We start from the raw sequence: 13,395 nt of genomic DNA, 5'->3' as shown, positions 1-13,395 counted from the left end.
GGTCACCCTCCCTGTCCATTGCGCCCGAGCGCGGGCCCTGTGTGGTCCCGCTGCGCTCCCGCCTCCGGGCTCGAGTCGCTCGGGCGGTGTTCCTCGGGCCCGACCGAGGGCGCTACTCGGTTACCCGGCGCCACCGGCTCCGGGGCCGACCCGGTCGGGTCCTCTTCTCCGGCGGCCGCGGCGGTGCCCAGATAGGCCTCCTGTACTGCGGGATCGGCTTGCACCTCGGCAACCGATCCCTCGGCGAGTACCGCGCCGCGGGCCAGCACCGTCACCGAAGTGGCGAAGTTGCGCATGAAGTCCATATCGTGTTCGACCACCACGACGGTGCGCTCACCGCCGATACGGCGCAGCAGGTTCCCGGTCTCCTCGCGCTCCTCCTGGCTCATCCCGGCGACCGGTTCGTCCAAGAGCAGCACCGAGGCGTCCTGCACGAGCAGCATCCCGATCTCGAGCCACTGCTTCTGGCCGTGCGCCAGGGTGCCGGCGGGTTTGTCGCGCAGCGCCGTGAGGCCGATGGTCTCCAGGGCCTGTTCGATCGATGCGGAGACCTCGACCGGCCGGCGGCGCAGCATGGTCCAGATCGAACGGCCCGCGCCCGCGGCGATATCGAGGTTCTGCAATACCGACAGCTCCTCGAATACGCTCGCGGTCTGGAAGGTGCGGCCCACGCCCAGGCGGGCGATCTGGTGCACCTTCTTGCCGAGCAGTTCGACCCCCGACTTCTGTACCGACCCGGTCGCCGGGACCAGCCCGGTGATCGCGTCGATCATGGTGGTCTTCCCGGCGCCGTTGGGTCCGATGAGGAACCGCAGATCGCCCTGGAACAGTGTCAGATCCACGTTCGAGACGGCTGTGAACCCGTCGAATTCGACGCTGAGTCCCCGGACCTCGAGGTAGTCGCTGTGCATTCCGGCGTTACCGCCGGCGACCGGTGCGCCGGCCGCCGTGGTCGCGCTCGTCGCCTGCTCGGTCATGACGACACTCCTACCGGGGTAGCGGGTGCGGGTTCCGGTGCCGGGCCAGGTGGTGCCGGGTCCTTGTCGTCCCCGCGTCCGCGTCGCCGCAGGAGCGTGACCAGACCCGCGAGACCCGCCGGGAAGAAACCGACCACGACGATGAAGAGAATGCCCTGCGCGTAGACCCAGCCCGAGGGGAAGTTCTCCGACAGGCTGGTCTGCGCCCAGGCCACCGCGACGGCGCCCAGCACCGGCCCGAGCAAGGTGGTGCGGCCGCCGATGGCGACACCGGTGAGGAACGCGATGGAGGGGACGATCCCGATATCGGCGGGGGAGATGATCCCGACGATCGGTACGAACAGCGCGCCGGCGATACCGGCGAACAGTGCCGCCACCGCGTAGGCGACGACCTTCACATTGGCGGGGTCGTAGCCCAGGAAGCGCACCCGCTCCTCCTGATCACGCACCGCGACCAGGAGTTCGCCGTAGCGGCTGTACATCAGCTGCCGGGTCAGCGCGACGATCACCAGCAGCGCGCCGGCCACGATGAAGAACAGCAGCCGCCGGTTGACCGGGTCGTTCAGGGCGAGCCCGAAGAAACTGCGGAACCGGTTGAGCCCGTTACTGCCCCCGGTGGACTGCTGGCCCACCAGCAGGATCGCGAACGCAGCGGCCAGCGCCTGGGACAGGATCGCGAAATAGGCGCCCTTGACCTTGCGTTTGAACACACCGAGTCCGAGCAGGACCGCCACCAGCGGCGGCACGATCAGAATGCCCAGGATCGTGACCACCGGCGAACCGAACGGCACCCAGTATCCGGGCAGGTCGCGCATGCCCGCGATCTGCATGAAATCCGGGACGTCGTCGCCGCGTAACTGCGCGTCGGAGATCTTCAGATGCATCGCCATGATGTAGGCGCCGAGCCCGAAGAACACGCCCTGTCCCAGGGTGAGCATGCCGCCGCGGCCCCAGGCCAATCCGATGCCGACGGCGACGATGCCGAAGCACAGGAATTTGCCCAGCAGGTTGAGCCGGAAATCCGAGAGCACCGCGGGCGCCACCGCGAACAGCAGTACGGCGGCGATCGCGAAACCCGAATAGGCCTTCCAGCGGGTCGTGAGGAATCCCCTCATACCAGACTCCTCGACCGAATGATGAACAGTCCCTGCGGGCGGACCTGCAGGAAGATCACGATGATGGCGAATACGATCACCTTCGCGACCGAAGCCGTGGTGCTGTATTCGATGAACGAGTTCAACAGTCCCAGCGCGACCGCAGCGAGTACCGCGCCCCGGATCTGCCCGAGGCCACCGATGACCACCACCAAGAAGGCATCGACCAGATAGGTGGCGCCGGTGTTGGAACTGGTGGAGCCGATCAGCGTCAGCGCCACCCCGGCGACCCCGGCGAGCCCGGAACCGATGAAGAACGTGGTGATATCGGTACCGCGGCTGGAGATCCCGCTGGTCTCCGCGAGATCACGATGCTGGACCACGGCCCGGATACGCCGGCCCATCGAGGTGTACTTCATGGTCACCGCGACAGCGGTCACGCAGAGCACCGCGAGCACCATGATGAAGATCCGTGTCTTCGGGACGACCGCCCCGAGGATCTCGACCCCGCCACCGAGCCACTCCGGGGTCACCACACGTACGGCCGGCGCGCCGAAGATATCCCGCGCCGCCTGCTGCAGGATCAGACCGACACCGAAGGTCACCAGCAGGGTGTCCAGCGGCCGGTCGTACATGCGTTTGATCAGGGCCACCTCGAGGGCGACACCCATGAGGCCACCGACCACGAACCCGATGAACAGCGAGACGATCAGGGAGACCTCGGCATTGGAGACCAGATATTCCTGCACCGTGTAGGCCGTATACGACCCCGCCATGATGAACGCGCCGTGGGCCATGTTGATGACCCCCATCTGACCGAAGGTCAGCGACAGGCCCAGGGCCGCGAGCAACAGGATCGATCCCAGACTCAGACCGGTGAACAGCTGGCCGATGACTGCTTCCACGGTGCGTCAGCCCCCGAGTCCCTCGGCCCAGGAGTAACCGGCCAGGTACGGGTCCGGTTCCACGGGCTGACCGGAATCCCACACGCTGTAGATCAGGCCGTCGGGCCGGATCTCACCGATACGGGCGGTTTTGGTGATGTGGTTGTTCTCGCTGTCGATGGTCACCAGACCCTCGGGGCCTTCGAAGGTGACGCCACCCGCGGCCTTCTGCACCTCCGGGACGGCGAAGGACTGCGCCTTCTCCACGGTGTTCTTCCACAGGTAGACCGAGACGTAGGCGGCTTCCATGGGATCGGAGGTCGGCTTGCCGGCACCGTATTTCGCCTTGTACGCCTTGACGAACGCGCTGTTCTGCGGGTTGTCCACGGTCTGGTAGTAGTTCCACGCGGTCAGCTGGCCGGCGATGTTCTGCACCCCGATACCGCCGACCTCCTCCTCGGCGATGGACACCGAGACCACTGGCATATCTTTCGCGGTCAGACCGACGTTCTTGTACTCGCGGAAGAAGGCGACATTGGAATCGCCGTTGAGGGTGTTGAACACGGCATCGGCATCGGCCGAACGCACTTTGTTCACGATGGTCGAGAAATCGGTGGAGCCCAGCGGGGTGTAGTCCTCACCTTTGATCTCGATTCCGTTGGCTTCTGCGTAGGCCTTGATGATGCGGTTCGCGGTCTGCGGGAAGACATAGTCGCTACCCACCAGGTAGAGCGATTTCACGCCGCGTCCCTTCAGGTAATCGAGGGCGGGCACGATCTGCTGGTTGGTGGTGGCGCCGGTGTAGAAGATGTTCTCCGACGATTCCAGGCCCTCGTACTGGACCGGGTAGTAGAGCAGCGCGTTACGGTCCTCGAAGACCGGCAGCATGGCTTTGCGGCTCGAGGAGGTCCAGCCGCCGAATACGGCGGCGACGCAGTCGCTGCTGATGAGCTTCTCCGCCTTCTCCGCGAAGACCGTGGGTTCGGAGGCGCCGTCCTCGCCGACCAGTTGGATCTGCTTGCCCAGCACGCCGCCGGCGGCATTGATCTCGTCGACCGCGAGTTCGATCGAGTCCCGGACGGTGACCTCGGAGATCGCCATCGTGCCCGACAGCGAGTTCAGCGAACCGACCTTGATCGCGGGACCGGCGGTATCGACACAGGAGGTGGTGTTCGCACCGGCCTGGTCGGAGGCCGAGCTACCGCAGGCGGTCACCGCGAGCGCGGTCGCGCACAGGGCGGCCGGGAGGGCGAGCAGGGTGCGTGCGCGCCGGCCCGGCCGACGGTTTCGGGTGTCGCGTGATGCCGCAACTGTCATGGGTTTTCCGGATTCTTCGGTTCTGGCTGCATTCATGACCGTTCGGCCTCCACTCAGGAAAGGTCAGCCCGCTGGCTTGCCCGTATTCGGCGTTGTATACAGCGACGTATACGAAGAATTACGGTAGGGAGGCTGTGTTTCGGCCACGTATCGCAGCGTGAATCTCGAGTATCGATCGGCCGACGGCATCCGGGGCCGCTGCTGAGAGCAGATCTGCTCACAGCAGCGCGCACTCCCGTCCGCCCGCGCGGTCCGGCAGCGTGGGGACCATGGCTCACGACGATAAATCCCCGCTGTTCGGTTGGCGTGCCCGGGAACAACTGCTGTCCCGCCGCATCCTGGTTCTCGACGGCCCCCTCGACGACGACAACGGCACGCTACTGGCGACTCAGCTGCTCACCCTCGCCGCCGAGGACGGCGAGGCCGGTATCTCGCTGTGGATCCATTCGCCCGGCGGTTCGGTCCCGGCGATGCTGGCCATCCGCGATGTCATGCGGCTGGTACCGACCCCGGTGTCCACTCTCGCGCTCGGATTGGCCTGTAGTGCGGGTCAGTTCCTGCTCTCGTCCGGGACCCCTGGTAAACGCTTCGCGCTACCGCACGCCCGGATCCTGATGCACCAGGGTTCGGCCGGTATCGGCGGGTCCACGGTGGATGTCGAAGTACAGGCCGACGACCTGCGCTACACGGTGGAAACGGTGCTCGGCCTGATCTCCGAGGACACCGGGCAACCCTACGAACGGATCTACGACGATTCCCTGCACGACCGCTGGTTCAGCGCGACCCAGGCCCAGGAGTACGGCTTCATCGACCATATCGTCGGCGATTTCGAACAGGTCGTCCCACAACGCCGGCGGGTCGGGATCACGGCATGAGCGGGCGGTGCCCGGAGGAGGCAGCTTGCGTAACCACGGAGGGTGGCGCCCGGTCGTGCCCCGTGAGCACGGCATGAGCGGGCAGCACGAAGACCTGACAACAGTCGCATCCAGTAAACGAGGCCTACCGGAGATCCGATGAGCACCTACACGATTCCCAATGTGATCGCCCAGCATCCGCGCGGTGAGCGGATCACCGATATCTATTCGCATCTGCTCGCCGAACGTATCGTCTATCTCGGCACCCCCATCGATTCCGGCGTGGCGAACGCGCTCATCGCGCAGTTGCTGCACCTCGAATCGGAGAGTCCGGGACAGGAGATCGACTTCTACATCAACTGCGAGGGCGGGGATCTGTCGTCGATGCTCGCCGTCTACGACACCATCCAGCACATCGGTGCCCCGGTGCACACGACCTGCGTGGGACAGGCCATCGCGGTCGGGGCGGTGCTGCTGGCCGGTGGCGCACCCGGGCACCGGGCGATGCTTCCGCATGCCCGGGTGGTGCTGCACCAGCCGGCGGCGCGCGGGCAGGGCGCCATCCCCGATCTCATCCTTCAGGCCGATGAACTCGTGCGGATGCGGGCCGAGATCGAAACCATCCTCTCCCGGCACACCGGACGGACTCCGGAACAGTTACGCCACGACACCGACCGTGACCGGGTGTTCACCGCGGCGGCCGCCGTCGAATACGGGCTGGCCGATTCGGTGCTGGAACCGCGGCGCTAGCGGGTCAGGCGGCCCGGAGCATCACGGTGGGGGCGGCGGGCCGTGGGGCCACCACGGGCCGGCGCCGGGCCCGGAGCTCGTCGGCCACTTGTCCGGTGAGCGCGCCGAGGGAAGTACCGAGTGCTCCCGCCAGCGCGGCGATCATCTCGCTGGAGGGTTCCTTGCGTCCGCGTTCGATCTCGGACAGGTACTGCGGCGAAATACCCGCGCGCTCAGCGGTTTCCGCGAGCGTTTCGCGTTTCTCGGTGCGCAGCGTACGCAATTGTCCGCCGAGGAGTTCGCGCCACAGTGGTTCGGGCCGGTCCACCGGACGCCGGGGCGGCCGGTCGGCGCGTCCCCCGGGTATCGACTGGAGTCTGCGAGGCTCGGTCATGGATCGAGCCTAGAATTCCGGTCCGCCGGTACGGGCGGATTACGCTACAGGCGTACAAGCGGTCCGGGTACGGGATCGCTTCGCGGACACAGCGACCACGGCACGGGCACCGCAGGGTGCGCACCCGTGGGACGGGGATCTGCCGGCGGCCCGGGACGCGGGCCCGCGCACACGCGGACCCGCGCTCGGTCAGCTGCTGCCGAACAGACCACGCAGCAGGTGGCGGGCCCAGCTCGCCGGGTCCTGCCAGCCACGGTCCCGCCCACGGTCCCAGTGGTCGTCGCGGTCCCAGTGGTCATCTCGGTCCCAGTGGCGGTCACGGTCACGGCCGCGATCCCAGTGGCGGTCGCGGTCACCGTGCCGATCCCGGTCCACTTGTGTGTAGCCGGGGGCGGGGGCCGCCGGGTCGGCCACCGCGGGCGCGGCGAGGGCGGCCAGCGGCAGCAGGGTGATGGCACCCGCGACGGCGATCCGGGCGGTGGCCCGGCGGGTCGCGTGTACTCGGTTCGTGCGGAACACTTCGAATCCTCTCGTACTGCGCTTTCCGGCACAGCGGGGAGGACCGGCCGAAAAGCGATAGACCTTTACCCTCGCGCAACGGCCCTGAATGTCACAGACATTCAGCGAACTCGTTCGAAGAATCATCCTCGGGTACTACGGGTTTCCCCGGGGCCGCTGCGAACGGGCCGAGGGCGGGTCATCCGTGAGATGGATCGCTCGCACCGGGGGGTCATATCCGGCGTGCGGAATCCGCGTTATCCCTCACAGTGGGGGATTTACCCGGTGCCGGAACTCTTCGGAACGTGGCATCGTTGTTCATAGAGATCAGGTGGATCGACCGTGATCCGTCTGGCTCGCAACAGAAAGTATGAAGTAAGTATCATGGCTCAAGGCAGTGTGAAGTGGTTCAACAGCGAGAAGGGCTTCGGCTTCATCGCGCAAGACGGGGGCGGACCTGACGTCTTCGTGCATTACTCCGCGGTCTCCGGAAGTGGTTTCCGGTCCCTCGAAGAGGGCCAGCGGGTGGAGTTCGAGATCGGGCAGGGCCAGAAGGGTCCGCAGGCTCAGGATGTTCGCTCCATCTGAGTGATGTGACGATGTAGCGCGGCCCCGCACCTCTCCGAAGGTGCGGGGCCGCGCGTCGTTTTCGGGTCTATGTGGTGGGGCGGGTATTTCTGTGCCGGTGCCGCCTCCACTCGGGGCCGGTGCGGCTGCGGAGAATCCCGTCACGGCCCCGACCTGGGCGGTCCGCGCCACGCGCGCGTGATTCGGCACACCCGATCCGCCGGGTAGGCGCAGGTCGGCGGGTGGCGACTGCAGGGGGCAGGACATGGCCGGATCGGGCCGAACTAAGCTTGGGCCCGTCAACTGGCCGTCCCCACATCCAGGAGTACCCCACTGTGAGCCAAGCAGGCCGTCCTGTAGTTCTGATCGCCGACAAGCTCGCCCAGTCGACCGTCGACGCGCTCGGTGACGGTGTCGAGGTCCGCTGGGTCGACGGCCCGGATCGGCCCGCACTGCTCGCCGCGGTGCCGGAGGCCGATGCGTTGCTCGTCCGCTCCGCGACCACCGTCGACGCCGAAGTCCTCGAGGCCGGCAAGAACCTGCAGATCGTCGCCCGGGCCGGGGTCGGCCTGGACAACGTCGATGTTCCCGCCGCCACCGAACGCGGTGTCCTGGTGGTCAACGCGCCCACCTCCAATATTCACACCGCCGCCGAGCACGCTGTCACCCTGCTGCTGAGCGCGGCGCGCCAGATCCCGGCCGCCGACGCCACCCTGCGTGAGCGCACCTGGAAGCGCAGCAGCTTCAACGGTGTGGAGATCTTCGACAAGACCGTCGGTGTGATCGGGCTCGGCCGGATCGGGCAGCTGTTCGCGGCGCGCCTGGCCGCGTTCGAGACCAAGATCATCGCCTACGACCCCTACGTCTCCCCGGCGCGTGCGGCGCAGCTCGGTATCGAACTGCTGAGCCTCGACGAGGTACTCGAGCGTGCCGATCTCATCTCCATCCACCTGCCGAAGACCCCGGAGACCAAGGGCCTTCTCGGCAAGGACGCGCTCGCCAAGACCAAGAAGGGCGTCATCATCGTCAACGCCGCGCGCGGCGGGCTGGTCGACGAGGCGGCGCTCGCCGAGGCCATCACCTCCGGTCAGGTGCGGGCCGCGGGTATCGACGTCTACGAGACCGAGCCCTGCACCGACAGCCCGCTGTTCGACCTGCCCCAGGTCGTGGTGACCCCGCACCTGGGCGCCTCCACCAGCGAAGCCCAGGACCGGGCGGGCACCGATGTCGCGAAGTCCGTACTGCTGGCCCTGGCCGGCGAATTCGTACCGGGCGCGGTGAACGTGACCGGCGGCACGGTCGGCGACGAGGTCGCGCCCTGGCTGGACCTGGTCCGCAAGCAGGGTGCCCTGCTCGGCGCGCTCGCCGACGAACTGCCGGTGAGCCTCGAGGTGCAGGTGCGCGGCGAACTGGCCGCCTCCGACGTCGAGGTGCTGCAGCTCGCGGCGCTGCGCGGAGTGTTCTCGGCCCACGTCGACGACCAGGTCACTTTCGTCAACGCTCCGGCGCTGGCCCAGGCTCGCGGGATCACCGCCGCGGTGACCACGGTGACCGAAAGCCCCAGCCACCGCAGCCTGGTGGATCTGCGCGCGGTATTCGGCGACGGCCGCACCATCAATGTCGCCGGTGCGCTGACCGAGCCGCAGCAGGTCGAGAAGATCGTCAACATCAACGGCCGTAACTACGATATGCGCGCCGAAGGCATCAACCTGGCCGTTCTCAACTACGAGGACAGGCCGGGCGCGCTGGGTAAGGTCGGTACCGCGCTGGGCGCCGCCGAGGTCGATATCCTCGCCGCCCAGCTCACCCAGGACGCCAACAAAGAAGGCGCCACGGTGGTGCTGCGGGTCAACAAAGAGGTGCCCGAGGCGGTGCGCTCGGAGATCGCCGCCGCGGTCGGCGCCGCCAAGGTCGCCCTGGTCGACCTGTTCTGATGTAACCCGTGCGCGCTATCGCCCGGGCCGGTGGGTAGCGCGCACCGACGGGCACCGTCCGCCCGGGCCTCATCGCCCGGGGCGGCCGGTACCCGGACACCGTCGCCGCGACAGGACACCGCCGCGACGAGGCGTACCCGGCCCCGCAACCGCGTCCTGCTCCGGTCGCGGCCTCGTCGTTCGTAGAAAGCGTGGTTGTCATGAAACTCGCCGTGATCCCCGGTGACGGTATCGGCCCGGAAGTCGTCACCGAGGCGCTCAAGGTCCTCGATGTGGTGCTGCCCGGTGTCGAGCGCACCGAATACGACCTGGGTGCCAAGCGCTACCACGCGACCGGTGAGGTCCTGCCCGAATCGGTGCTGCCCGAACTCAAACAGCACGACGCCATCCTGCTGGGCGCCATCGGCGACCCGTCGGTACCCAGCGGCGTCCTCGAGCGCGGCCTACTGCTGCGCACCCGTTTCGCGCTCGACCACCACGTGAACCTGCGCCCCTCGAAGCTGTACCCGGGGGTCGGCAGCCCGCTGGCAGGCACCCCGGATATCGACTTCGTGGTGGTTCGCGAGGGGACCGAGGGCCCGTACACCGGCACCGGGGGCGCGATCCGGGTGGACACTCCGCACGAGGTCGCCACCGAGGTCAGCACCAACACCCGGTTCGGCGTGGAACGAGTGGTCCGGTACGCCTTCGCCAAGGCACAGGCCCGCCGTAAGCACCTCACTCTGGTGCACAAGACGAATGTGCTCGCCTTCGCCGGTTCGCTGTGGCAGCGCACGGTCGACGAGGTGGGCGCGGAATTCGGCGATGTCGAGGTCGCCTACCAGCACATCGACGCCGCCACCATCCATATGGTCAACGACCCGGGCCGTTTCGACGTGATCGTCACCGACAATCTGTTCGGCGACATCATCACCGACCTCGCCGCCGCCGTCAGCGGCGGTATCGGCCTGGCGGCCAGCGGGAATATCGACGCCACCGGCACCAACCCGAGCATGTTCGAACCGGTGCACGGCAGCGCCCCCGATATCGCGGGCCAGTCCAAGGCCGACCCGACCGCCGCCATCCTCTCGGTCTCGCTACTGCTGGAGCACAAGGGCGAATCGGCTGCCGCCGCCCGTATCCAGGACGCTGTCGCCAAGGACCTGTCCGGTCGTACCGGCACCGCGTCGACCACCGAGATCGGCGATCGGATCGCCGCCGCGCTCTGATCTCGACGGCCCGTATTCTCGCGAGCGGAATGGGGTCGCAGGTCCGATACCATCGGGGGTACCTGGGCGTATCCCCGATGGACGGCCCGAGCACTTGGAGGGCAGCATGACCGCGTGGCACGCCACCAGTGATGCCGGTTTCGGCCCGTACACGGTGCTGGATCTGTACGACCTGCCGGAGGACGGTAAGGGTTTCGAACTGGAAGACGGGTGGTTGGTCGAGGTGGCAGCGGGGGCTCGGCACAACTGGATTGCGCGCACGCTTGCCCGCAAGATCGAGGGAATGCTCGGCGATGCCGCTGTAATCGTGTGTGACGGTGGGGAATGGGAGATCAGCACCCCGGCCGGGGTACGTAAACCCGATATCGCACTGGTTCCCTATGACGTCGCGCGCTCGGTGATCGCCGATGAGTCCCCGAAGCTGATTCCGGGGATCGACCTGCTGCTGGTGGTAGAGGTGGTATCTCCGGGCAGTGGCAGCGAGCGCACCGACCGCGTTCGGAAGGTGCGCGAATACGCTGAACTGGGCGTACCGCAGTATTGGATCATCGAGCATCAGCCGAAGGTCCGGATCCATCGCGGAATTCTGGACGGTGCCACCTACCGGTGGGAGCCCACGGCCGCCGAGGGACAACAGTTCACTGCCGAAATCGAGGCGGATAAGACGATTCGGGTGGAATTCGATCCCGCGGTCCTGATCGAGATCTGACCGGTTGATCCGAGGGCCGGTCGCCCCCCGGATCAACAACCGATGTGGTCACCTACTCCAGGGGTTTCTCCGACGCCACCGGGACGAGTGGGATCGCTACGGCGGCCAGGGCCGCCGCTGCGAGATAGACGGCGGGGAAACCGGTCGCGGTGATGAGCGCTCCGAATACCGGCGGCACCGCGGCGACCGTCAAATTCTGGCCGGTGTTCTGGATACCGAGACCACGGCCGCTCCAGAACGGCCCCGCGCGTTCGGCGATGGCGGTGAAGGCCAACCCGTTGTCGGAGACCGTGACCACCGAGGCGACCACGAGCAGTGGGACCGCGGCCCACCACCAATGCGTCCACGAGGTGAGTCCCAGCAGTGCCATCGTGGCGACCGCGGCGACCGCGACCTGGCGCAGCGGGACCATCCGGCTGCCGACCCGATCCGACCAGGCGCCCGCGCCGATCCGGCCGAGCGCGCCCAGGATCTGAGTACCGGTGACCAGCGCGCCGGCACCCGCCAGAGACCAGCCCAGGTCGCGGTGCAGCCAGAGCAGGGCGAAGGTCCAGACGGTCGCCTGGGGGACGACCAGCAGGATCGAGACCCCGTGGATGCGCCACAGCGTGCTGCTGCCCCGGTAGGGATTGGCGCCGGAGGACTGTGCCCGCGCGGGGCGGGGCGGGTCGACGATCCCCAGCAGGCAGCACACCGCGGCCAGTCCGGCCAGGATCGCGGGCACGGTCAGTGCCGGTGCGACTCCGAATCGGTCCGCGACCAGCGGAATGGACATCGCCGCGATACCGACACCGAGGGGCTGGCCGGTTTGGCGGATCCCCATGGCCAAGCCGCGCCGGTCGGGTGGGAACCAGCCGACGATCACCCGGCCGCTGGCGCCGTTGGTGCTGGCGGCGCCGACTCCGCCGAGGAACAACAGCACTCCGAGCGCCGGATAGCTGGTTGTGAAGGCGGCGGCTGCCCCGGCCGCGCACATGATCAGCGGTCCGGCGACCAGGGCGATGCGTTCGCCGACCCGGTCGACCAGGTAGCCCCAGGCGATCAGGGTGCAGCACAGGCCGATGGTGGGCATGGCGACGAGCAGACCGGCGGTCGGCAGCGACATACCGCCGGCGGTGAGCGCGGGAAGCAGGAACGGCACGCCGTGGACGAAGATCGCGCTGGTGGTCTGGGCGAAGACACCGAAGGCGAGCATGAGCCAGCGGTGGGCGGGGGATATCTGTGCGCCGGGTGCGGCGATCGGGACGGCCGTCGGTGAGCTGTGCGCCATGGTTCCCCATTTCGGAACGAAAGCATCTCAGTATATGAGAATAAATTCTCAATCTATGAACCTACGTCGGTCACCGTACACCTCGGGGCCCGGGCGCCCGCAAGTGGTGCCGCGGTTCTCACCGCCCGCCGGACCGACCGGTCGGGTGCATTCGGGCTGGTGGACCCGGCTGGATAGACTTCGGTCATGCGTCTAGGTCGAGTTGCCAGCCCCGACGGGGTCGCGTTCGTCGCCATCGAAGGCGAGACCGCAAAGGAAATCGCCGAACATCCGTTCGGCACCCCGACGTTCACCGGCCGCAGTTGGTCGCTGCCCGATATCCGTCTGCTCGCTCCGATCCTGGCCAGCAAGGTGGTCTGCGTCGGGAAGAACTATGCGTCCCACGCTGCGGAAATGGGCGGTGAGGCGCCGGCCGAACCGGTGATCTTCCTGAAACCGAACACCTCCATCATCGGCCCCGATATCCCGATCATCGTGCCGCCCAGCTCCTCCCGCGTCGATTACGAGGGCGAGCTCGCGGTGGTCATCGGGCGGCCCTGCAAAGATGTACCCGCCGCCCGTGCCAAGGATGTCATCCTGGGCTATACCGTCGCCAACGATGTGACCGCCCGCGACCAGCAGGCCCAGGACGGTCAGTGGACCCGGGCCAAGGGCTACGACACCTTCTGCCCGCTGGGCCCGTGGATCGAGACCGAACTCGATCCGGCGGATCTCGAGATAACCACCGAACTCGACGGCGAAGTACGCCAGCGCAGTACCACATCGCTACTGCTGCATGATATCCCGGAAATCATCGAATGGGTCACTCGCGTGATGACCCTGCTTCCCGGTGACGTGATCCTCACCGGAACTCCCGAGGGCGTCGGTCCCATGAAAGATGGTCAAACTGTGTCGGTGACCGTCGCCGGAATCGGTACGCTGACCAATCCTGTTGCCGCAAAACGCTGAACGAAAGAGAGA

14 protein-coding genes are annotated in these 13,395 nt (G+C 67.2%); 7 read left to right on the top strand and 7 right to left on the bottom strand.

The annotated features are described in order from the left end of the window. Positions 1 to 2: 2 nt before the first annotated feature. Genes urtD through urtA form a run of 4 tightly spaced genes read right to left on the bottom strand, consistent with a single transcriptional unit; the run spans position 3 to position 4,272 of the window. Positions 3 to 977, bottom strand: coding sequence for an urea ABC transporter ATP-binding protein UrtD (gene urtD / locus IEY68_RS04540; protein WP_189094027.1), 975 nt, complete (start codon positions 975 to 977; stop codon positions 3 to 5). Then, positions 974 to 2,092: an urea ABC transporter permease subunit UrtC gene (gene urtC, locus IEY68_RS04535; protein WP_062995595.1), complete on the bottom strand. Its 1,119-nt coding sequence runs from the start codon at positions 2,090 to 2,092 to the stop codon at positions 974 to 976. Before urtC ends, urtD begins: the two co-directional genes overlap by 4 nt. After that, positions 2,089 to 2,976 (bottom strand): urea ABC transporter permease subunit UrtB, encoded by an 888-nt coding sequence (gene urtB / locus IEY68_RS04530; protein WP_062995593.1) that lies wholly within the window; start codon positions 2,974 to 2,976, stop codon positions 2,089 to 2,091. The genes urtC and urtB overlap by 4 nt, the downstream gene beginning before the upstream one ends. A 6-nt stretch (positions 2,977 to 2,982) precedes the next feature. Beyond that, positions 2,983 to 4,272: an urea ABC transporter substrate-binding protein gene (urtA, locus tag IEY68_RS04525; RefSeq protein WP_062995591.1), complete on the bottom strand. Its 1,290-nt coding sequence runs from the start codon at positions 4,270 to 4,272 to the stop codon at positions 2,983 to 2,985. Between the two features lie 269 nt (positions 4,273 to 4,541). On the opposite strand from urtA, the gene IEY68_RS04520 reads away from it, so the two are divergent. Beyond that, entirely contained in the window at positions 4,542 to 5,147 is a 606-nt protein-coding gene (locus IEY68_RS04520; RefSeq protein ID WP_062995589.1) for a ClpP family protease, read from the top strand. Positions 5,148 to 5,285: 138 nt separating this feature from the next. After that, positions 5,286 to 5,876, top strand: coding sequence for a ClpP family protease (locus IEY68_RS04515; RefSeq protein ID WP_062995588.1), 591 nt, complete (start codon positions 5,286 to 5,288; stop codon positions 5,874 to 5,876). 4 nt (positions 5,877 to 5,880) lie between these two features. On the opposite strand, the gene IEY68_RS04510 is transcribed toward IEY68_RS04515, so the two are convergent. Together IEY68_RS04510 and IEY68_RS04505 are read right to left on the bottom strand one after the other, a co-directional pair. Then, positions 5,881 to 6,249 carry a helix-turn-helix domain-containing protein gene (locus tag IEY68_RS04510; RefSeq protein WP_062995586.1) on the bottom strand — a complete coding sequence of 123 codons (369 nt, stop codon included), beginning with the start codon at positions 6,247 to 6,249 and terminating at the stop codon, positions 5,881 to 5,883. 189 nt (positions 6,250 to 6,438) lie between these two features. Continuing rightward, on the bottom strand, positions 6,439 to 6,768 hold the full coding sequence (locus IEY68_RS04505; protein WP_062995584.1) for a hypothetical protein: 330 nt from the start codon (positions 6,766 to 6,768) through the stop codon (positions 6,439 to 6,441). 363 nt (positions 6,769 to 7,131) lie between these two features. Between IEY68_RS04505 and IEY68_RS04500 the strand changes: the two genes are divergently transcribed. The 4 genes from IEY68_RS04500 (at position 7,132) to IEY68_RS04485 (ending at position 11,165) form a co-directional block, all read left to right on the top strand. Next, positions 7,132 to 7,335, top strand: a complete 204-nt coding sequence (locus IEY68_RS04500; protein ID WP_062995652.1) for a cold-shock protein — start codon at positions 7,132 to 7,134, stop codon at positions 7,333 to 7,335. A gap of 314 nt (positions 7,336 to 7,649) precedes the next feature. After that, positions 7,650 to 9,248 (top strand): phosphoglycerate dehydrogenase, encoded by a 1,599-nt coding sequence (gene serA / locus IEY68_RS04495; RefSeq protein WP_062995582.1) that lies wholly within the window; start codon positions 7,650 to 7,652, stop codon positions 9,246 to 9,248. 200 nt (positions 9,249 to 9,448) lie between these two features. Next, entirely contained in the window at positions 9,449 to 10,456 is a 1,008-nt protein-coding gene (locus IEY68_RS04490) for a 3-isopropylmalate dehydrogenase (protein ID WP_062995580.1), read from the top strand. A gap of 106 nt (positions 10,457 to 10,562) precedes the next feature. After that, a complete protein-coding gene (locus IEY68_RS04485; RefSeq protein ID WP_229718588.1) occupies positions 10,563 to 11,165 on the top strand; it encodes a Uma2 family endonuclease in 603 nt (200 codons plus the stop codon). Between the two features lie 52 nt (positions 11,166 to 11,217). Here the strand turns inward: IEY68_RS04485 and IEY68_RS04480 are convergent, their stop codons facing one another. Then, complete coding sequence (locus IEY68_RS04480) at positions 11,218 to 12,435, bottom strand: MFS transporter (RefSeq protein ID WP_189094026.1); 1,218 nt, start codon at positions 12,433 to 12,435, stop codon at positions 11,218 to 11,220. A gap of 186 nt (positions 12,436 to 12,621) precedes the next feature. On the opposite strand from IEY68_RS04480, the gene IEY68_RS04475 reads away from it, so the two are divergent. Further along, positions 12,622 to 13,383 carry a fumarylacetoacetate hydrolase family protein gene (locus IEY68_RS04475; protein WP_062995578.1) on the top strand — a complete coding sequence of 254 codons (762 nt, stop codon included), beginning with the start codon at positions 12,622 to 12,624 and terminating at the stop codon, positions 13,381 to 13,383. Positions 13,384 to 13,395 lie beyond the last annotated feature (12 nt).

The organism is Nocardia jinanensis, from assembly GCF_014645735.1.
GTDB classification, from domain to species: Bacteria; Actinomycetota; Actinomycetes; order Mycobacteriales; family Mycobacteriaceae; genus Nocardia; species Nocardia jinanensis.
Note: the sequence above shows the minus strand (reverse complement) of the source record. Positions and strands in the feature narration are given on the sequence as shown.

Excerpts from the sequence above, each read along its gene's own strand:
- IEY68_RS04480 (WP_189094026.1), bottom strand. The coding sequence starts at position 12,435 with ATGGCGCACAGCTCACCGACGGCCGTCCCGATCGCCGCACCCGGCGCA.
- urtC (WP_062995595.1), bottom strand. The coding sequence starts at position 2,092 with ATGAGGGGATTCCTCACGACCCGCTGGAAGGCCTATTCGGGTTTCGCG.
- IEY68_RS04490 (WP_062995580.1), top strand. The coding sequence starts at position 9,449 with ATGAAACTCGCCGTGATCCCCGGTGACGGTATCGGCCCGGAAGTCGTC.
- IEY68_RS04485 (WP_229718588.1), top strand. The coding sequence starts at position 10,563 with ATGACCGCGTGGCACGCCACCAGTGATGCCGGTTTCGGCCCGTACACG.
- IEY68_RS04515 (WP_062995588.1), top strand. The coding sequence starts at position 5,286 with ATGAGCACCTACACGATTCCCAATGTGATCGCCCAGCATCCGCGCGGT.
- IEY68_RS04475 (WP_062995578.1), top strand. The coding sequence starts at position 12,622 with ATGCGTCTAGGTCGAGTTGCCAGCCCCGACGGGGTCGCGTTCGTCGCC.
- urtA (WP_062995591.1), bottom strand. The coding sequence starts at position 4,272 with ATGACAGTTGCGGCATCACGCGACACCCGAAACCGTCGGCCGGGCCGG.
- urtD (WP_189094027.1), bottom strand. The coding sequence starts at position 977 with ATGACCGAGCAGGCGACGAGCGCGACCACGGCGGCCGGCGCACCGGTC.
- IEY68_RS04520 (WP_062995589.1), top strand. The coding sequence starts at position 4,542 with ATGGCTCACGACGATAAATCCCCGCTGTTCGGTTGGCGTGCCCGGGAA.
- IEY68_RS04510 (WP_062995586.1), bottom strand. The coding sequence starts at position 6,249 with ATGACCGAGCCTCGCAGACTCCAGTCGATACCCGGGGGACGCGCCGAC.
- IEY68_RS04500 (WP_062995652.1), top strand. The coding sequence starts at position 7,132 with ATGGCTCAAGGCAGTGTGAAGTGGTTCAACAGCGAGAAGGGCTTCGGC.